The following is a 21,517-nucleotide window of genomic DNA, read 5'->3' as shown; positions in this document are numbered from 1 at the left end:
AGAAAACAGACTTAAATAAAATCTCTAATCAAAGAATTAAACAAGTAGAATTATCAATTAATAACAGACCTATTAGAAAATTCAATTATCTTAGTCCTATTGAAACTCTAAATAATAAGTTTGTTTCACTTATGAGTTGAACTCAGCTTTTACTAAATAAGTACAATTAAACTTTATCTCTTCGCATTAAAGCCTTTTATTTTTTTGTTGAAGGCATCTATGTAGATAAAGCGCTTTTTCTAGTTTTTCAAAATGTAATTATTTATAAAACTGATAAAATTTATGTCAAAAAAACTTTTTGAAACACATCTTGCCATACTTTCCTTAATTTTTTATCTAGACTAAAATACATTGCGGGTATAAATTTTAATTCTGTGATGATGAAGTTTCCTAAATTATTTTTGTTTCTTTTCTTTTTTTTAACAACTATTCAAGTTAGCGCTCAAGATGAAGATGCTTTTATATTAAATCAGAGTATAATCTCGAGAGGTGGTGAAGATAATTATAGGTGGTTAATTAACCGTTACATTGGTTCTTCTAAGGATGTAGTAATTCCAGATAGTTTAAATATGGATAGAGTGTCATTATTTTTTAAGGCTCCAGTTATTGGAATTAAAAGTGAAAGTTTTAAAAGCAAAGAACTAAAGACATTAGTCATTCCAAAAACAATCAATGTAATTGAATATGAAGCATTTTATGATAATAACCTCACTTCGGTTACTATAAAAGCAACAACTCCTCCTAGATTACACGTGAACGCATTTAAAAAAAACCCCCCTTTTACACTTAAGGTACCGCAACAAAGTTTAAGCGCTTATAAAAACCACCCTACTTGGAAATTATTAAAACCTAGAGTAGAACCCACAATTACCTTTAACAATCAAACTAAAGAATTTACAAATGATCCAATAACCTTAAATGCTACTTCAAATTCAGGAGGTAAAATAATTTACTCTATTGTGGAGGGTGGTTCAGCAACAGCAAGCCTTTCTGGAGAGAGAAATGAAATACTTCAGGTAACTAGTTTTGGAACGGTAAAAATTAGAGCAACCGTTCTTGAAAAAGGAGATTATGTCTCAAACAGTATAACAAGTACCTTATTTATAACGCCAGATATAGGGGCTGAATTTAGTAAAGATGGTTTTGTATTTAAGGTTATAAAAAACAGTATCCCATTTGAAGTTTCAATTAAGGGATATACAGGGGCTAAAAAAGCAATTACTATTTCAGAAACTGTGGCGTACTCAGGCATTGACTACACCATAACCGCTATTGAAGAAAAAGCATTTTGGAAAGGAGATTTAGAGGAAGTTGAGATTTTGGGCCCTATTACTACTATTGGGGAATTTGCTTTTATGTATAATAATTTAACCAATATTAACTTACCACAAACCATACAAAGTATTGGGCAACATGCATTAGGTGACAATAACCTATCAAAGATTAATATCCCAAATTCACTTACAGTTCTTGAGACTGCTGTTTTTAGCAATAACAAGTTAACAGAGGTTGTTATACCTGAAAATATTACTGAAATTAAGCTCTGGGCCTTTGCTGGAAATAATGAAATGACAACAGTAACACTCCCAAAATCATTACAGAAAATAGGCAATCGTGTATTTGAGTCTAATTTGGAAGAGGTTATTGTACACGCAGTAACCCCTCCAACAATTTCTGATCCATTTAATAATTTTTTTAGATCTGAAGATTTACTTGTAGTAGTTCCTGAAGGGCGTTTATCTGCCTATAAAAATGATGAAGAGTGGAAAAAACATCTATTAAAAGAGAAACCTAGCATTAATTTTGAAGATATTAGTATTCCATTTTCAGAAACAATTACGCTAAATGCTACTTCCAATTCTGGAGGTGCTATTTCCTACGAAATCGTGCAAGGGGGCACAACTACTGCAAATCTTTCTGGTGCAAACAATCAAATAGTACAGCCAACAAATTTAGGTAGTTTGCATATTAAAGCAAAGATTGCAGCAAATGGAGATTATTTAGCAGCAGAAAAGACCGCTGTTATTACCTTAACCCGAAGAAATGAATTTATAAAAGAAGGGATACACTACAAAATAGTTGGTGATAAATCTGTTAGTATTACGAATTATACAGCTACTGATACAGAATTAATTATACCAGAAGAAATAATAGATTTGGGTCGTTTATATACAATAACAATTATTGAAGACAATGCATTTAAAAACAAACAAATAACAAAAATAAAAATTCCTAAATGGATCAATAGAATAGGAGAAAATGCATTTCAAAATACACCACTAAATTATGTGATTCTTGACTCTGACAACCCTCCTACGTTTACCTCAAATACTTTTGATTCTAATGCAAATTTCAAATTGCAGGTGAGTGCTTATAGTTTAAACAGATATAAAGATAGTCCTTGGGCTGCTTATTTACCAAAAGTCTTGCCAAGTATTAGTTTCTATAAAGCATCCGTTAATTTATCAGAAAATATAACTTTAAAGGCTAGCTCTAATTCTAGAGGTAAAATTACGTATACGATTGTACCAGAGGGCACTACCGCTGAAGCAACATTATCGGGCGAAAATAATAAAGTTTTTACCCCAAAAACGATGGGTGAAGTGGTCATTAAGGCTTCGATAGATGAAGAAGGAGATTACTTAGCTCACGAAAAAACAGCAGTTATAACAATAAAACCTAGTAATAAGTTTAGTATCGATGGGTTACAATACCAGATAAATTCTAATACTTCTTACAGTGTAACAATTACAGGTTATACAGGAGAAAATAGGAAAGTAAACATCCCAGAAAGTGTTGAATACCTAGGTAACCGCTACTCTGTTACTGTTATTGGGGCGAGAGCTTTTAGAGACAAAAGTATAACAGAAGTTCATATTCCCAACACCGTAAAAACAATTGAACTTGCCGCTTTTTTATATAACGGACTTAAAGAAGTAATACTTCCAAACTCAATAAACCAAATACATGATTTTGCATTTTCGTCTAATCAAATATCACATATTGAGATACCAGCTTCCATAACTGATCTTAATGCTGGTATTTTCGCCAATAACAAACTAACAGAGATTCATATTAATGGTCAAATTGAAAAGATAAATTCGGTTAGTTTTTATAACAACCCAATTTCTAAAGTTTTTCTTAAAAACCTTACACTACCAAGAACAGATGGTAAACCTTTTGGAGACAACAATAATATAATTATTCAGGTGCCTTATGAGCAACTAGCGCAATATAAATCTAATGTAAATTGGAGAGATTATACCTATTCTACTATGCCTGACCTAAATTTTTACGATGTCACTAAAAAGTTTTCAGAAAGTATTGAATTGGAGGCAAGTTCTGTATCTGATGGGGAAATTACGTACACTATTTTACCAGGAGGGACTGCAACAGCTACCCTTTCTGGAGAACGCAACCAATTTTTAAACCCTACAAATACAGGAACCATTAAACTAAAAGCCAGTATTGCAGCAAAAGGATCTTATTTGGCTACTGATACAACAGCTACCTACACTATTGTTAACAGAACAGAATTTGAAAAAGAAGGTATTGTATATGCAGTTACTACAACAGAGGAAACGCCAACTGTAGAAGTTATTGATTATACAGGAGCTTCAAAAGAAGTAAGCATACCAAGCAATGTAAATGATGCAGGTATTACGTATACAGTGACTAGTATTGGCACAAAAGCGTTTTATGCTAAGAGGCTATCCAGTATTGATCTTCCAAATTCAATTGTGAAAATTGGGTCAAATGCATTTGCATTTAACGATTTTACAGCCATAGCACTACCTAATTCATTAGCCGTTATTGGTAGTTGGGCTTTTAATAAGAATATGATAAAGGAAGTAACTTTTCCAGCCACTGTATCTTCTATTGGACCGTGGGCTTTTGCCAATAATCCATTAGACCGTGTATTGGTGAATGCAACAACCCCTCCCTCATTAACCGATTATTTTTATTTGCCACGAAATCTGGAACAGTTAAAAGTACCCTTCTCTAGTAATACTGCCTACTGGGAAACTGATATATGGAAAGAATACACCCCAAAAGCAATACCACCCTTAGCGTTAGAAGATTTTAACACTACTTACGGAACAGAAAAGAACTTACCAACCAGCACTAGCTTTAATACCAATTTAAGTTATAAAATTATCGAGGGGGGTTCTGGAAAAGCGGTAATTTCATCAGATAATACAACCTTTACACCTGTTGAAGTCGGTACCGTATTAATTGAGGCAACATCTTTAGAAAGTGATCGGTATTTAGAGGTAAAAGACACCATAACAGCCACTATAGTTAAGAAACCTATCACTATAGAAGCGATTGCTAGTTCAAAAGTGTATGGAGATACAGACGCACCTTTACCGCTAAAAATAGCGGGTGAAGAAACCAATACCAGCGCATTAAATTCTACCTTCTTTTTAAATGGTAATGATCAATTATCAGGTGCTCTTACCAGAGCAAATGGCGAAACTGTTGGTGAATATGCCATTACCTCCACATTAGCAAACTCCAACTATGATATTACTTTTACAGGAGCAACTTTTACCATACAAAAAAAGGAAATTACGGTCATTGCAGATGCAGTATCGAAACAATTTGGTAATGAAGACCCTGTGTTTACGTATCGTGTAACGCCTTCAGGAATAGACCTAACAAGTGTTAACGGAACGCTAACCAGAGAGGCTGGAGAAAACGTTGGAAGCTATGAGATAACATCTTTGTTAACAAGTAATAACTTCACGATTAATTATACCCCAGCAGCACTTACCATTACTAAAAAACCATTAACAGTAAAGGCGATAGATAAAGAACAAGTTTACGGTGAGGAGTCAGTTGCGTTTAGCTATGAGGTGTTACCAGCGCTTACAGAGAATGAATCTTTAGATGTTTTTATGTTTAAAGGATCAACAAGCACTGATCCTGGTAGATATTTAATACACATCGAAGGGAATAATTCGAATTATGCTGTTACTTGGGAAAAAGGCATATACACCATTAAAAAGAAGCCTCTTATTATTACTGCAAATCCGATAACACAAGTTTATGACGCTGCAGAAAAACCACTTACCTATAGTTTAAGTGAGAATTTAGTGGGTAATGATGTACTAACAGGGACGTTAGCAAGAGAAGCAGGTCAGCTTCCTGGAACCTACACTATAAGTTCTACTTTAAGTCATCCTAATTATGATATTACGTATAAAGAAGCCAACTATGTAATCACTAAAAAAAGCATAACACTAACAGCACACGCTAAAACAAAAGTGTATGGAGCACAAGATCCAGCACTTACCTATTCACTATCTGACGTTCTTATTGATGGTGTTAGTTTTCAAGGTGGTTTAATTAGAGAAAGTGGTGATGCCCCAGGTACCTATGAAATTCGCTCAAATATTTCACATCCTCTTTATGATATAACGTATATACCTGCAGATTTTACGATTACAAAAAAACCACTTACCATAACTGCAGATAGTAAAACAGTTGAGTATGGAGAAGAAGCTAAACCACTAACATATAGCTTAAGTGAAGGTTTAGTGGGGACAGATAATTTAGTAGGACAGCTTTCAAGAGAAACTAGAGAAACTGTTGGCATTTACCCTATAACTTCTTCACTATCACATCCTGGGTATAATATAACCTTCGTAACTGCTAATTATGAGATTACCAAAAAACCAATCACTATTTCTGCTGAAGATAAAGCTATTTTTTATGGAGATACCGACGTTCCATTAACATATACAACAGAACCAGCAATCGTTAATGGAGATGTGTTTTCTGGAGAATTAACTAGAGCAGAAGGTAAAGAAGTAGGTGAATATCTTATTTCATCTACAATAGCCAATTCCAATTACGACATCACGTTTGAAAGTGCTAAATACATCATTGCAGACAGAAAAATTACAATCAAAGCACACAATACAGTAAAACTTTATAATGATCCAGATCCTGAATTAAAATACACTGTTGTTCCTGGTTTAGTAGGTAATGATGAACTTACAGGCTCTATAACAAGAGCTTCTGGAGAGGAACTTGGTGATTATCAAATTAGCTCAACCTTAGCGAATGATAAATATGAGATTACTTTTGAGCCTGGAACATTCTCTATTTTGCCTCAAAAGGTTTTTGAAAAAGATGGTTTTATTTTTGAAATTATTTCAGCAATTTCTCCTTATACTGTAAAGTTAACTGGAGTTAATTTTAATGTTCCAGACATAACAGAGATAACAGAAGTAACGATTCCAAATACGGTAGAAAATTCTACCATTACGTATACAGTAACCGGAATTGGTGATAATGTTTTTCTAAATATGACAGGATTAGTAAAAGTAAACTTACCAAATCAGCTAGCCTTTATTGAGGCAGGTGCTTTTCAAAATGCCGCTTTAAACGCTATTACATTTCCAAACACGTTATTAGAGATTGGTAATTATGCCTTTAAAAATAATAATCTAGAAGAGGTTGTTTTAACTGATAATGTTCGTTTCATTGGGGCTGGAGCTTTTGAAAATAATAATATTGCTACAGTAAGTTTACCAGAGCAACTTGAAATTATTGAATCTGAAGCCTTTGCAGGTAATAAATTAACAGAAATTGATTTACCAGATGCACTAACTTATATTCAGCCAGCATGTTTTAAAAACAATTTACTTTCTAGAGTTTCATTGCCAGAAAACCTAGTTATCATTGGAGAGGAAGCTTTTTCAGGAAATGAATTAACAGAACTAGCGTTGCCTAAATTGTTGATGGAAGTTGGTATTAAGGCTTTTGCCGGAAATAAACTCAAACACATAATGGTTTCAAATCAACTTATGATGCTTGGTATGGAGGCATTTAATCAACCTGAAGACAAATTTGAGTATATTATTGTAGACACTCCAGAGCCTCCTATGATTGAAGAATTTGTGAGCTTAAATGCAACTTTTGGAAAAAATCCAGAAAATATAAAAGTTCTCGTTCCTGCAGCACAGTTAGCAGTGTATGAAAAGCATCATTCTTGGAGTCTGTATCAGTTACAAGCAATGCCAGAGATACTTTTTCAAGATACAGTTGTTACCTTTGGTGATACACTAAACTTAGAAGCCTCTATCGTTGATGTAGAAGGTGATTTTGAATTTTTTATTGAAAATGGAGGAACCGGTTTAGCGAGCTTATCTGGGGCTAATAATTCTGTATTATCTACAAATAGAGCTGGAGAAGTATTGGTAAAAGTAGTATTTACAGAAGCTAACGGCTATTATCAACTAGAAAAAACAAGTACCATAACTATAGCTAAAAAAGACATTGACATCATTGTAAATAGCCAAAGTAAATTTTTCGGCGATGAAGATCCAGCGTTAACGTATCTAAAACCAAAACAATTAAGTGATATAAATTTAGATGGAGGCTTATATAGAGTTTTAGGAGAACAAGTAGGTACTTACGAGATTAAATCAACACTTAGCAGTCTTAATTATAATATAAATATTGAGAAAGCAGACTTTACTATCAAGAAAAAAAGTATTAGTGTAGCTGTAGGTGAAGTTACTAAAATTTATGGAGAAGTAGATCCTGAAATTACCTATCAACTGCCACCATCTTTTGATTGGATAGATCTAAAAGATATTAAAGGAAATTTAACAAGAGAAGCAGGAGAAGCTGTGGGCACCTATAAAATAACTTCTTCTCTCGAAAGTGAAAATTTCGAGATTCATACAGTAATTGAAGATTTTAAAATTTTACCACGACCAATTACGTTAACAGCCAATGAAAGTTCAAAAACATATGGAGATGAAGATCCTGTATTTACGTATTCACTATCAGAAAAATTGTTAAATGAAGACAAGTTAGAAGGATCTTTAACGAGAGTTCTTAGCGAAGATGTGGGTACCTATGCAATAGAAAGCACATTGCAAAACCCAAATTATGATATCGATTTTGTATCAAAAAACGTAACAATTACCCCAAGAAAAATTTTTGTTATTGCAGATAATGTTACTAAATCATATGGCACTCAAGATCCTGAGTTAAGTTATACACTTTCTGAACCCCTATTAAATAACCAAGTTTTACAGGGAAGTTTATCGAGAGAACCTGGAGAAAATGCGGGAACTTATACAACAATTAGTAATTTTTCTAACTCTAATTATGATATTGATTTTATTTCATCAGAATTTATAATTGTACCTAAACAAATTTCTGTAGCTGTCTCAAACACAAAAGTATATGGCGAACCAGACCCAGAATTTAACTATACGCTTTCAGATGAATTAATAGGGAATGATACACTTACAGGAGCTATAACTAGAGCTACTGGCGAAGATGCAGGGTCCTATGCATTTATAAGTACTTTAGAAAACTCAAATTATAGTATTTCTTTAGATCCCTTAGCATTTATTATTATACCAAAACCAATTACAGTAACTGTTCCAAATACAAAAATGTATGGTAACCCAGATCCAGAATTTAACTATACACTTTCAGATGAATTAATTGGTAATGATACACTTACAGGTTCTATAACTAGAGCGTTTGGTGAAGATGTAGGTACATATTTAGTAACAAGTAATTTAGAAAATTCAAATTATAATATCTTATTAGCTTCCTCAGAATTTACGATTACTCCAAAACTAATTACGGCAACAGTATACCCAGATAATAAAATATATGGAGATGAAGAACCAATACTAAATTATGAGTTATCAGATTTTCCGCTAGCAACAGACAACTTAACAATTAATATCTCTAGAGAGGCTGGTGAAGATATTGGTACCTATACATTAACAAGTTCATCTAATAATAGTAATTATAATATAGCCTTAAGTTCTTCAGAATTTAAAATTACACCTAAACCGATTACAGTATCACTGTTTATAAATACTAAAGTTTATGGTGAAACTGATCCTGAACTTACCTATACCTTATCTGAAAGTTTAATTGGTTCTGATGCCTTAACTGGACAGCTCTCTAGAGAGCCTGGAGAGGATGTAGGAACTTATGCCATCTCTAGTTCACTGGAAAATGCAAACTATACTATTGACTTTACTGCTAGTACTTTTGAGATTACTCCTAGACCGATTGCAATAAATGCAAATCCAATCACTAAAGTCTATGGTGAAGCTGATCCTGAACTTACCTATATCTTATCTGAAAGTTTAATTGGTTCTGATGCCTTAACTGGACAGCTTTCTAGAGAACCTGGAGAGGATGTAGGTACTTATACCATCTCTAGTTCACTAGAGAATGCAAACTATACTATTGACTTTACTGCTAGTACTTTTGAGATTACTCCTAAACCGATTGCAATAAATGCAAATCCAATCACTAAAGTCTATGGTGAAGCTGATCCTGAACTTACCTATACCTTATCTGAAAGTTTAATTGGTTCTGATGCCTTAACTGGACAGCTCTCTAGAGAGCCTGGAGAGGATGTAGGAACTTATACCATCTCTAGTTCACTAGAAAATGCAAACTATACTATTGACTTTACTGCCAGTACTTTTGAGATTACTCCTAAACCGATTGCAATAAATGCAAATCCAATCACTAAAGTCTATGGTGAAGCTGATCCTGAACTTACCTATACCTTATCTGAAAGTTTAATCGGTTCTGATGCCTTAACTGGACAGCTTTCTAGAGATCCTGGAGAGGATGTAGGTACTTATGCCATTTCTAGCTCACTAGAGAATACAAACTATACCATTGACTTTACTGCTAGTACTTTTGAGATTACTAAGGCTTCTCAAATAATTACATTTGATTCATTAGCTGAAGAGAATATTAATAGTAAAACAATCGTTTTAACAGCAGAGGCAACATCTGGTTTATCTATTTCTTATACAAGTTCTAACGAATCTATTGCAACAATACTGGGTAATGAGCTTACAGTTATTGCTACTGGTACTGTAATTATTACTGCAAGTCAAGAAGGTAACGCTAATTATAAAGCAGCAGATCCTGTTTCGCAAGAATTAAGAATAGTAACTTTATCTGTTTTAGAGGAAGAATTTAAATCTAGAGATGTGATGATCTATCCAAACCCTTCAAATAGCTTCATACAAATTAAAGGCATAAAAGATCAGGGTTATACGGTATCTATTTTTAATATTGAAGGGAAACTTATTAAAAAAGTTTTTAATTACTTGACTAAAAATAAGATTGAAATTAGTAATCTAAAAAATGGAACTTATATTTTAAAAATCACAAAAGATAAGAAGCTTGTTACAAAAAAGTTTTTAAAAATATAACCTATCTAAAAAACTGTTGAGACACAATATTTAAATTTAAATTAATCTATAATTCTTATGGTAATATAAAAACTTATGAAATTAATAAGCTGTTATATAAGTTATATTTGTTTAGATAATCTTTATTTAAAACAATAAAATATTTAGTAAGTTTTATAATTCAAAAAAATATTTTCACAATACAAATAATACTTAAAAATAATGCCAGTAAATAATTATTTGCCTCTTTCATTTTAAAAAATAAAAACGTCCGCTTACGCGGCACTAATTAAATTGATAAATGATTAAATAACTAAAAAGCCCGAACAGCACGCACAGCGAATGTTGCGGTTTTATCGTAGTGGTACGCACCACCTCCACCCGTATACTGCACCCACGCGTTAGTGTTACTGTTCTCCGTAGAACTCCAGTAGTCAGTTCTGTTTAAAGAAGCTCCATTTCCATTACGATAAACAATAGACATAAGATTTAATTCTCTTTTGGTAGGTAACCGCCAATCTTTAAATTTAGCGCCGTTAGTATCGTGATTAGAAGCATTGCTCAATAAGTCATTAGCTTCATACCAGTTTGATAAAGTTCCTTGGTCTTGCATCGCAACCACCAAACCGTGTGTACCATCACTATTTACCTCTATAACGTAACCTCCTAATTCTGCATAAAAAGTGTTTACAGAGTAAGTTTTGGAAGTAGCAGCTACTTCAACCCAACTACTACCATTGTAATAGTAAAAACCTACTGTACCATCTGTTTGGTATATCATTAATCCAGTTGCTGGAGAGCTAATCGCATCACGCTGGGTCTCTGTCATTCTTGGTATTAATAACCCTTTTGTGGTAGAGGTAATATCTAATGCAGACGAAGCATCTGGAGTTGTTGTACCTACACCCACTTGAGCATACGTTGTTGCAGTTAATACTACTGCTATTAAAAATGTGAAAATTTGTTTCATTGGTGTGTTTTTTAATAGTGTGTTTTTTTTTTAAATTGTTTTATCCTCAAGCACCTGGGTCTGAAGGCGCATAAGATTATTTAGCCATTTTAGCAAAAAGCTTTTCTAAACGTGCTAACCTTTTTTCTTGTGCTTTCAATTTAGCATCTTGTTCTTTTAGTGCATTTATAAGCACAGGTACTAAGCCTTGGTAGTTAACCGATTTAATCCCTTTATTTTCTACAACTAATTCAGGAAATACTTTTTCGATGTCTTGAGCTAATACCCCAATCTTTTGTTTTTTAGTAGCATCTCTTTTCATTGTGTAAGTTTTTCCATCTATTTGCAATAGCTTAGCCAATGTAGCACCTAATGATGCAATATTTGCTTTTAAACGCATATCAGAATTTACAACGATATCGCCACTTACAGTTAAATCATTACCCACTGTAGCATCTCCATTAAACAATACTTTAAAAGCATCAGATTTATTACCAGCATCTTCACCATTCCCGATTACAAAGGCAGTGTTGGCAGTATTAAATGAAGTAGCACTATTAGTAACTGTTGCACCACTTGAATTGTATTTACCAATCACTAAAGAACCATAATCACTTGCTGTTGTTGCAAATCCCATTGCTGTTGAAAAAGCACCACTTGCTGTTGTTGATCGTCCCATTGCAGTTGAATAACTACCACTTGCTGTTGTTAAACCTCCCCATGCTGTAGAAGAAATACTACTTGCTGTTGTTTGTTGTCCCATTGCTGTAGAATAACTACCACTTGCTGTTGATAAATAGCCCATTGCTGTAGAATAACTACTACTTGCTGTTGTTCTAAATCCTATCGCTGTTGAGATAAGACCACTAGCCTCTGCATCATATCCCATGGCTACAGAGCTAGTTCCTGTTGCACCACGTGTATCACTTGAACTACTTGAATAGCTTAAATCAACTGCATTAGAGCCAATATCTCCATAATTATCAGCATTATAGGTAGACAATCTAAGACCTGTATTACTGTTTTCAGTAATGGGTGATAACACTCCACCATTTGAAAGACTTGTAAGACCACTTAGTAAATTAATTTCTGAAGGCGTAGCAGTAATTTGCTCATTCCCTAAAAATAGATTACCCTCCACATACGTGTCTCCATTAAACAATACTTTAAAAGCATCAGATTTATTACCAGCATCTTCACCATTCCCGATTACAAAGGCAGTGTTGGCAGTATTAAATGAAGTAGCACTATTAGTAACTGTTGCACCACTTGAATTGTATTTACCAATCACTAAAGAACCATAATCACTTGCTGTTGTTGCAAATCCCATTGCTGTTGAAAAAGCACCACTTGCTGTTGTTGATCGTCCCATTGCAGTTGAATAACTACCACTTGCTGTTGTTAAACCTCCCCATGCTGTAGAAGAAATACTACTTGCTGTTGTTTGTTGTCCCATTGCTGTAGAATAACTACCACTTGCTGTTGATAAATAGCCCATTGCTGTAGAATAACTACTACTTGCTGTTGTTCTAAATCCTATCGCTGTTGAGATAAGACCACTAGCCTCTGCATCATATCCCATGGCTACAGAGCTAGTTCCTGTTGCACCACGTGTATCACTTGAACTACTTGAATAGCTTAAATCAACTGCATTAGAGCCAATATCTCCATAATTATCAGCATTATAGGTAGACAATCTAAGACCTGTATTACTGTTTTCAGTAATGGGTGATAAAATACCAGTTGAAAGACTTGTAAGACCACTTAGTAAATTAATTTCTGAAGGCGTAGCAGTAATTTGCTCATTCCCTAAAAATAGATTACCCTCCACATACGTGTCTCCATTAAACAATACTTTAAAAGCATCGGATCTAACATCAGGATTTCCATTCCCGATTACAAAGGCGGTGTTTGCAAGGTTAAGCTGTTCAGCACTACCTGTAACTGTTGAACCACTTAAGTTGTAATTTCCAATAACTAAAGATCCCTGATCACTTGCTATTGTTCCAAATCCTATTGCTGTTGAGATAGCACCACTTGCTGTTGACCAAAATCCCATTGCTGAAGATGCGTAACCACTTGCAGTTGTCTCAAACCCCATTGCTACAGAGCTAGTTCCTGTTGCACCAAATTTATCACTTGAACTACTTGAATAGCTTAAATCAACTGCACTAGAACCAATATTTCCAAAATTATCAGCATCAGCGTTAGACAGTCTAACACCTGTATTACTGTTTTCAGTAATAGGTGATAATATTCCAGTTGAAAGACTTGTAACACCACTTAGTAAATTAATTTCTGAAGGCGTAGCAGTAATTTGCTCATTGCCTAAAAAAAGATTACCAGATAGATATGTGTCTCCATTAAATAATACTTTAAAAGCATCGGATCTACTACTAGTATCTGTACCATTCCCAATTACAAATGCGGTGTTGGCTGTGTCGAATGAAGTGCTACTGACAGTTACTGTAGAACCACTTAAATTATAGCTTCCAATCACTAAAGAACCATAATCACTTGCTCTTGTATTGAACCCCATTGCTGAAGAAGATACACCACTTGCTGTTGTTTCTTCTCCCATTGCTGTAGAACTAGTACCTATTGCTGTTGTAAAATACCCCATTGCTACAGAACCACTTCCTGTTGCAGAAGCACCAGAGCTATTGTCATCCATTTGTGCATTCACAGTCATCCCGATTGTAATTGCTAAAAGTGTAAAAATATGTTTCATTTTATTTTTTGTTTTTAATATTTTTTTTTGGTTTTTTGATCTTTTAGTTTTGTTTTATCCCCAAGCACCAGGGTCTGAAGGGGCAGATGCCGCTTGTGCTTTTTTTGGGCTTAGAATCATAAAAGTACCCATGGCTGTTAGTGTAGCATATTTTCCCATTTTCTTGATAGCGTCTTTTCTACTAATATCATCGGTACCGTTAGGTGTGTTTGCTGTTTTTTTCATCTTAAATACTTATTTTATGACTAATTTTTTTGTAAAAACAATATTTTTTGCCTGCACTTTTAGGATGTAGACTCCTGTATCTAAACCTACTGTAGAAAGCATCTCTTTTTGTGTAGGTTTTTGGATTTTTTTAGAAAGTACTTTTATGCCCAATACATTGTAAAGGTGAAGATTTGCTGGCTGTAAAAACTTCTGCAAACCCTCTATAGTTATATAGTTACTGTTTGTACCTTTATAAGCAGTTAAAAAAGAGGCACTGCTCACGCTTTCTGTGGTAAGAGTTTTTGTAGTATAGTGAAGGTAAAACCTACCCGCACCATTCAATTTAGTTTGCGCTAAGAGTTTAAAATCTTTGTTATTAAGAGGTGTAAAGGTATTTTTTGTAGTGTCTTCTAAATACACGTTAATATTTTCGGGTATTGTGCTATTTGCTACTTGTATTTTAAGAGCAACACCTGCTTCTTGGTATATAACAAGTGGTATTGTAGCATTATTCATAGCTTCTGTAGACATTGCATTAATGTCCATACTTACTCCATTGTCTTGTTCTAAAAGTCTAGAACTGAAACCTGAAGATTGATCAAAGGCACCAGCATCATACCCTGGATCTAAACCTAAAGTTAATCCATCTTTAAAGTAAAATTTAGTGTCATCTACTTTAACAGCATCAGTATATAGGTCTAAAACTAATTCGTAATTATCAGAAGATTTTTTTCCTCTTACTTGAAAAACTTGAGTATCGCTTACAAAATCATCGGCTCCTGTAACCGTTTGCATAGCTTTGGTAAAACTAATGGTTTGATTCTCTCCACTGCCAGCAGCCGCTACAAAAAAACCTTGACCAGGTGCAATGTAAGTGGCTGTGCTTGTGTTGTTATAAATTGTATATCCACTACCATCACCTTTCCATCCATAAATAGCTTCAAAGGCGTCATCAATAGCTGCTGTATTAACTGTTAAAAAATTATCGGTTGGATCTGCATTAGAGTTTCCATTAAGATACGATGGAAATGGATTGGCAATTAAATTCCACCGCCTTCCTGCTCCTGAATTTTCTGCATCATTGTTGGCTATAGTTACAGTTTGGTCTCCGCTGGCAATAGCACCTGTAAAAGAGAGTGTGCCACCACTTGTAGTAGCCATCTGGTATCCTTTCCCTAATGTTAAATTACCTGTGGTTGCATTGGTGGCGTTTGTCCAAGTGTCGGTAGTATTGTTATAAGAGCCTACTGCGTAAAAATTGGCATTTGTTGCAATATTAGAATCTTGAATTAAAGTACTAAATGCCATACCAGAGACGGGTGCACCAATTAAATCCCACTCTCCAGTACCTGCCGAATTTACATAGCGGTTGTAGGTGATATTTCCCGATGCAGTGCCACTAACCAATAATGATGAAAATTCATCTGAATCGGATTGTAAAGTAATGGTACCTGCTGTGTTGGTGTAATTGCCATTAACTAAAATATGGCTGTTTTTGGCTATTGTAATGCTTCCTCCGTTGGCAACTGTTAAATTTTGTGCTGCAATAATAAACGGCGCTAAAAGGAAAATGTAGAGTATTTTAAACTTCATTTTATGGTAAATTTTTATTTGTTACACAAAAATATAATTATACATGTCAATTTTAAAAAAATAACGTGCAAACTACTCATTTTATTTTTTGATAGTAATTTTTTGATGTTGAGGTACGTTTTTTTATAGGAGTTAAATAAATTTGTTTTACATAAATGATATTAATAATTTAAAACAAAAAAATGAAAAAAATAACTCTAATTACGTTACTGTTTTTTACAGCATTTACTTATTCTCAAATAGGTATTAATACAGATTCTCCAGACGCTTCTGCAGCATTAGATGTTGTGTCTACCACAGGCGGTATTCTTATTCCAAGATTAACAGAAACACAGAGAGACGCTATTGGAAATCCTGCAACAGGGTTAATGATTTATCAAAAAGACCAAGATCCTGGATTTTATTTTTATAATGGCAACGAATGGCAAAAAGTTTCAGCTGTAAGTTACAACGACCTTTCTAATAAACCCTATGGAGGTTAGTATCAGAACCCTGATTCTGATTTAACATCTGAAATTACAGTTGGAAACCTTATGTTTAGAAAAAATACTAACAACAATTATTTGGAAGTTAAAATAGCTACATCTTATTCAGAATTCACAGTAATTGCAATTAACGATCCTTTTAATAGTAGTAACAATTATTCAGAAGTGGGGTCAAATTCGGGAGGTGCTCAATACAATACATCAGAATGGAAGTCAATCGTACAAGTTTATGATTTTGATGTTGAAAGTCACTCTAGCGTTCCTGAAAGCTTAGATAATGGTTTTAGAGAATATGAAATTATAGAATCAGATAACTCATATAGAGCAACTACACTAAAAAAATATAAAGTTAAAGAGTATGTTGATGGTTTTTCTAATTACGTTTATACCGTAGAATACATCGATTTTTATTAAATGTACAAGTCTATTATTGGTTAAGCAATTTAAGCTAGTAGCAATTTTGGTAATAGCTATAGACCTTACAAAGTCTATAGCTTTTTTATTGTAGTAGGTTTTGTGTAATGGTGCACAAAAAGGTTATACAGAATAAGATTTTTATGGGGTTTCTATAAATGGCATCACCTTGTGAAACAAAAATATTTTAGCACCAAGAACTTAAACTAAAAAAAATACAGGTTTAGATTTTTTATAGGGTTGTCTTACTTTAAATAGTAGTTTTTTGTGTAATTATATAAAAAAGTTTATAAAGTTGTTTTTTATTTTTAAAAAGATAAATAACTTATATGAGGAATATATAATTTTTAATGATTTATTTTTTAACAGCTATCGTAATGTTTAGTTTAATTTCCTTTAGTCTTTTGTCAAACTTATTTTTTCTTAAAGAAAAAATACTTTCTTGTGGGGTTTTTAAAATAGAAGACAATTCTAAGGTTAATTCTTTTAAAACGCGTTCTCTTCGTTTGTTAATAGTAATATAATTATCGGTATTTATATCTATAGACAAAATGGAATTCAACTCATTGAGTAAAAAATATTCTGATTGTTTGTTCATAAAATAAACTAGTACTTGCGTAGATAAATTATTTAAAATAATTGGTGTTTTTTTAAAATAAAAAGAGTGGGTGTTTTTAGAATAGTATATGTTAAAGTTACGTTTCTTTTTTCGTAAATAGAGGTGTCTAAATCCAAAAATAGCAATTAGTATACCCAAACCATAAAGCGTGTATTTTAAAAGAGTTGTTAAAAAAGTATCTTTATAAAAAGGGGTTTCTTTTATTAAACTTCCTCTAAATTCCTCATAGGGTTGGCTTAAGGCACCATTAATTTGCCTATCAATACTATAGGTAAAAGAAATATTTTTGGAGGCTTTGTGGTATACAACGCTTTTAATATTTTTAAAATTTTTAATGGTATATGTTTTTACAGTATTCTTAAAAATATCAATTTCTCGTATTAGGTTTGAGATATGAATAATTTTATTGTCTATCTGAAAGCGAGGATAGTAATCTATATCATTTTTCAAAAATTCATGATTATTGTCAAATTCTCGAAGTTTATATAATGTAAAGTCCTTAAAGTCTAATCTCCAAACAGCATTAAATTTACCATTGTATGCGAATTCATTTTTATGATCTGATTTCATACCCCCTCCAAAAAAATAGAGATTATTGTCTTTAATTAAAGAAAAAATACGACTCCTTGGTTCAACTTTTTCTATGTTAACTTGATTTTGTTCTAACCATTCACCAGCTAAAAAATCATAATAAGTTAAAATATTTTTATGGGTAAACAAGCCATAACCACCCCATAAATACATTGTTTGTTTATATTGAAAAGGAATACCACCATATTGATTGTTGTGTTTAAAACTATTATCTATCCTTTTAAAAGTATTTTTTTTAAATTCTAAAACTCTACCACAACCGTTATCCACAAAGTAATTGATGCCATTTATTTGGTATTGATTGTTTTTAAAATCATTTAAATTAAGTTCTTTTGGAAAATTTATTTTAAAATGATGGCTAAACTCTGGACCGCTAACCGCCATAGAATCATTATACACCAATATAGGTTCTCCTGTACTTGCATTCTCAAAAAGCAAATAATTAGAAGTGTTTTTAAACTTTACTTGACCTAGAAGTATAGGACTTACTAGGGCTATATAAATAAATAAAACATTTTTTTTTAAGTGTTTAAAATTAAAAATCATGTTGGGAGATTTAAATATTTTTATAAAACAAAACTAGTAAAATAGATGTTGAAAAAAATATACGAAAATATGATGTCTTGTAAATTTATAAGATTTTTTTGATTCTTAAACTAATTTTGAAAAAAATATATATCATGAAAAAAATACTATATACTTTATTTGTTATGGCATGCATAGCAAATTTAAACGCACAAGTACCTTCTTATGTGCCAACAAATGGTTTAGTTGGTTATTGGCCATTTAATGGGAATGCCAATGATGAAAGCGGAAATGGAAATAATGGAACGGTTAATGGTGCCACTTTAACTATTGATAGAGATGGGAATGAAAATAGTGCTTACTATTTTAATGTAAATGCATCTGGAGGTTGGGGCAGGGCTCAAAACAGAATTACAGTTAATAATCCTACAATTTCAAATGAAAATAGTTTTACAATGTCTGCTTGGATTAATCTTGAAACAAAACCAAGCCCTTTTAACAATAGACCCCACACTATAATGGGAAGATGGGATGGTAATGGAGCTGCTGTTTTTAGGCATCAAATTAATTATTCTGGAGAAATCAGTACTAATTTAACAAACAGCAATGTTGTTGAAGGAGGTGCAGTCGCTTATGATGTATGGTATCATACCGTAATTACATATGATGGCTCAACATTAAAGCAGTATATAAATAATCAATTAACTAACCAAGAGCAATTAAGTATAGATATAAATACAAGTTCTACAGACCTAACTTTTGGAGAACTTCATATGGCAAATGGTCATTGGTACTTATTTAGTGGTAAAATGGATGATTTAGGTTATTGGAACCGAGCTTTAACAGAACAAGAAATAGCTAACTTATATACTTCTACTTCTTCAAATGAATGTTCCACATTAGTCATTAATACAGGGGTTTTAAGTACGAGCCCTGTTACTTATACAAGTACAGTAAATATTTATCCTAACCCTGCCAATGAACAAATTACAATTGATTGTGGTAACCTTGATAACGTAGAGGGTTGGCGTATTAAAATTACCAATACACTTGGTCAAGAGGTATTTAACAAGCCAATGGATACCCAACAATATGTTATTCCTTTAAATACTTGGACAGGGCAAGGTATGTATTTTGTTAAAATTATCAATGCTGAAAACGAGGTGGTAAATATTAAAAAAATTATCTTGCAATAGCATTACAAAAAAAGCAGGCTGTTCAAAAGGATATCAACAGTTAAATATTGTTTTGTTTTTCATTGAGAACCGATTCAATACTGTTTTGTTTTTTATTCTCGGTTATGCCTGCAACTATTACATAAGTAAATGATGTAGCATATTGTAGTAAGGGTTTTTTAATTAATAAGTTGTGTGTAACCTACTATATTTTTTTTATTTGTTAGATTCTCAGGTTTTAGCCAAACTATTTTTAAATAAATCATAGATTCAGCTGGTACTACTTTAGAGAATCAAAATAACAAACTAAGCTATACCGCGGGAGAATTAGCAATATACGCTATGAGCGATGCAGGGGTTAGTTATCAATTAGGAAGTGCTTATTACCTTATATTAATTAGGAGTTTTAAGCATAGAAATTGTAAATATAGGGTAGAGATAAAAGTATATCTCTACCCTGTAAGAAAAATACTTTAAGATACCCACCTTTAGTAAGACTTTTTTAAGAACCACAGAGCAAATATTAATGGAATGCTACTAGAACCAAACTAAATTTTACGATTTCATGAGTTTTGAATACTCTTGTGGATCTATGTCTTTGCCAATAATAATTTTATCCTTGTCTAATAAATAAAATACTGGGGTTTGCTCAATGTTGTAATGCGTTTGGTAGTCTACATCTTTTTGCGAATAATTTCCACGTACTACTTTGGCAGGCGATACATGATTCCATGTGTTTAAATCATGCTTTGAAATAAATTTTTCCCATTCTAATTTCACTTCCGTATTGATGTTTACAGCATAAATGGAGTGGTTAATATTTTTCCAATCATTTTTATGCAAACGGTTTATTTTTGGAATTTCTGTTTGACAATGACCGCAGGTAGGATCCCAAAAAACAAGAACAATATAATCAGCATTCAAATCGTATAAATAAAGGGGGGTGTTATCAATAGAATTCATAAACAATTCTTTTGCTTTAGAGCCTATTTGATTATTTTCAAGTAAGCGTGCCTTTAATTTAAAAAGCTCTTTTTGTGTTAATGGCAGCCATTCGTATGTTTGGTTTTTAAAATAGGTTTCATACAAATTTAAAAATATACGATCGTGCCCCATTTGTTTAGGGTTGATGTATAAGTCTATAAAATAAAGACTCATGTATTTAAATGTATCACTATTAAGGGTGTTGGCTTCGTCTAATATTCTAGTGATTTCTTCTGTAATTGAATCTACAGTTTTAGGAACAAATACATTAAAATAGGTGGATAGTTTTTGTTCAAAAAAGGGGTTTCTTAATAGACGACTGTCATTAAAATCTATACCTCTAAAATAATTGTTTTTTAAAAAAAGTAAAGAATCTTTTTTTGTTGCTAATTTTTGGTTTTTTAGTGAAGAAAAATCCTCTAAGGGTTGTGTTAACTTAAATAAAAGCGCCAAAGTGTTTGTATGCAACAACCTATAATTTTGTTTATACTTTTCGATTTCATTTTCTACGGATTTTATTTTATCTGCAAAGTCAAGTTTTTCTTTTGGGCTGCTCGTAGTTTTAATCGATTTTTGTAACAATTCAATTTCTGATCGTTTTGTTTTTAAAAAAACCGTAAAGTCTTTAAAATCTATATTTTCTTGCGAGTTGTAAATTTTTGTTTTGGATGGGTTTTTGGAATTCGGCTCTATTTTGAATTGTTGTGCAGCATCCATTAAAAACTCAAATTCAATTTCCTTAGAATCATTTAACAGCATATAAATACCGCTCACATATTTTTTTTTGTTTTTAAAAATAAGTTTCCCTTTTGAATCTGCTGTTACAGAGTCTAATAATGTTTGGTATTTGCCAAAGTGGCTTGCAAGATAAAAAGGTTTATTTTTGTATGTGTCAGATTGAAATTCGATAAAACATCCCGCATCTTCTGAGACAGATTCAGCACAACTGGTAAGGCTACAAAGGATTATAAGTTTCCAAAAAATAGAAAGATTCATCATTCATTTTATTTCAAACAAAACTAATAACTTTTAG

The 21,517-nt window shown here is 32.6% G+C and carries 10 protein-coding genes and 1 pseudogene; 5 read left to right on the top strand and 6 right to left on the bottom strand.

The features are described from left to right. Together AC2D6T_RS11025 and AC2D6T_RS11020 are read left to right on the top strand one after the other, a co-directional pair. Positions 1-140: pseudogene (locus tag AC2D6T_RS11025) on the top strand (IS30 family transposase); the annotation flags it as partial. Between the two features lie 240 nt (positions 141-380). Beyond that, positions 381-10,232 carry an MBG domain-containing protein gene (locus tag AC2D6T_RS11020; protein ID WP_484681530.1) on the top strand — a complete coding sequence of 3,284 codons (9,852 nt, stop codon included), beginning with the start codon at positions 381-383 and terminating at the stop codon, positions 10,230-10,232. 292 nt (positions 10,233-10,524) lie between these two features. Here AC2D6T_RS11020 and AC2D6T_RS11015 read toward each other — a convergent pair whose 3' ends face one another. The 4 genes from AC2D6T_RS11015 to AC2D6T_RS11000 form a co-directional block, all read right to left on the bottom strand. After that, a complete protein-coding gene (locus tag AC2D6T_RS11015; protein WP_484681529.1) occupies positions 10,525-11,181 on the bottom strand; it encodes an Lcl C-terminal domain-containing protein in 657 nt (218 codons plus the stop codon). A 76-nt stretch (positions 11,182-11,257) separates the two neighbouring features. Then, positions 11,258-13,891, bottom strand: a complete 2,634-nt coding sequence (locus AC2D6T_RS11010) for a tail fiber domain-containing protein (RefSeq protein WP_484681528.1) — start codon at positions 13,889-13,891, stop codon at positions 11,258-11,260. A 54-nt stretch (positions 13,892-13,945) separates the two neighbouring features. Next, positions 13,946-14,116, bottom strand: a complete 171-nt coding sequence (locus AC2D6T_RS11005; RefSeq protein WP_484681527.1) for a hypothetical protein — start codon at positions 14,114-14,116, stop codon at positions 13,946-13,948. A 9-nt stretch (positions 14,117-14,125) separates the two neighbouring features. Further along, positions 14,126-15,691 carry a T9SS type A sorting domain-containing protein gene (locus tag AC2D6T_RS11000; protein WP_484681526.1) on the bottom strand — a complete coding sequence of 522 codons (1,566 nt, stop codon included), beginning with the start codon at positions 15,689-15,691 and terminating at the stop codon, positions 14,126-14,128. A 182-nt stretch (positions 15,692-15,873) separates the two neighbouring features. Between AC2D6T_RS11000 and AC2D6T_RS10995 the strand changes: the two genes are divergently transcribed. Together AC2D6T_RS10995 and AC2D6T_RS10990 are read left to right on the top strand one after the other, a co-directional pair. Next, positions 15,874-16,173: a hypothetical protein gene (locus AC2D6T_RS10995; RefSeq protein ID WP_484681525.1), complete on the top strand. Its 300-nt coding sequence runs from the start codon at positions 15,874-15,876 to the stop codon at positions 16,171-16,173. An 81-nt stretch (positions 16,174-16,254) separates the two neighbouring features. Then, entirely contained in the window at positions 16,255-16,590 is a 336-nt protein-coding gene (locus AC2D6T_RS10990; protein WP_484681524.1) for a hypothetical protein, read from the top strand. A gap of 355 nt (positions 16,591-16,945) precedes the next feature. Here the strand turns inward: AC2D6T_RS10990 and AC2D6T_RS10985 are convergent, their stop codons facing one another. Then, on the bottom strand, positions 16,946-18,346 hold the full coding sequence (locus tag AC2D6T_RS10985; protein ID WP_484681523.1) for a hypothetical protein: 1,401 nt from the start codon (positions 18,344-18,346) through the stop codon (positions 16,946-16,948). Between the two features lie 134 nt (positions 18,347-18,480). On the opposite strand from AC2D6T_RS10985, the gene AC2D6T_RS10980 reads away from it, so the two are divergent. Beyond that, the gene (locus AC2D6T_RS10980; protein WP_484681522.1) at positions 18,481-19,521 is read left to right on the top strand and encodes a LamG-like jellyroll fold domain-containing protein; all 1,041 of its coding nucleotides are present in this window, start codon (positions 18,481-18,483) and stop codon (positions 19,519-19,521) included. Positions 19,522-20,055: 534 nt separating this feature from the next. On the opposite strand, the gene AC2D6T_RS10975 is transcribed toward AC2D6T_RS10980, so the two are convergent. Then, the gene (locus tag AC2D6T_RS10975; protein ID WP_484681521.1) at positions 20,056-21,483 is read right to left on the bottom strand and encodes a redoxin domain-containing protein; all 1,428 of its coding nucleotides are present in this window, start codon (positions 21,481-21,483) and stop codon (positions 20,056-20,058) included. Positions 21,484-21,517: the final 34 nt, after the last annotated feature.

It is taken from the genome of Polaribacter sp. YIW18, assembly GCF_057219325.1.
The sequence above is the reverse complement of the archived record's forward strand: the minus strand, read 5'-3'. Positions and strand labels throughout refer to the sequence as shown.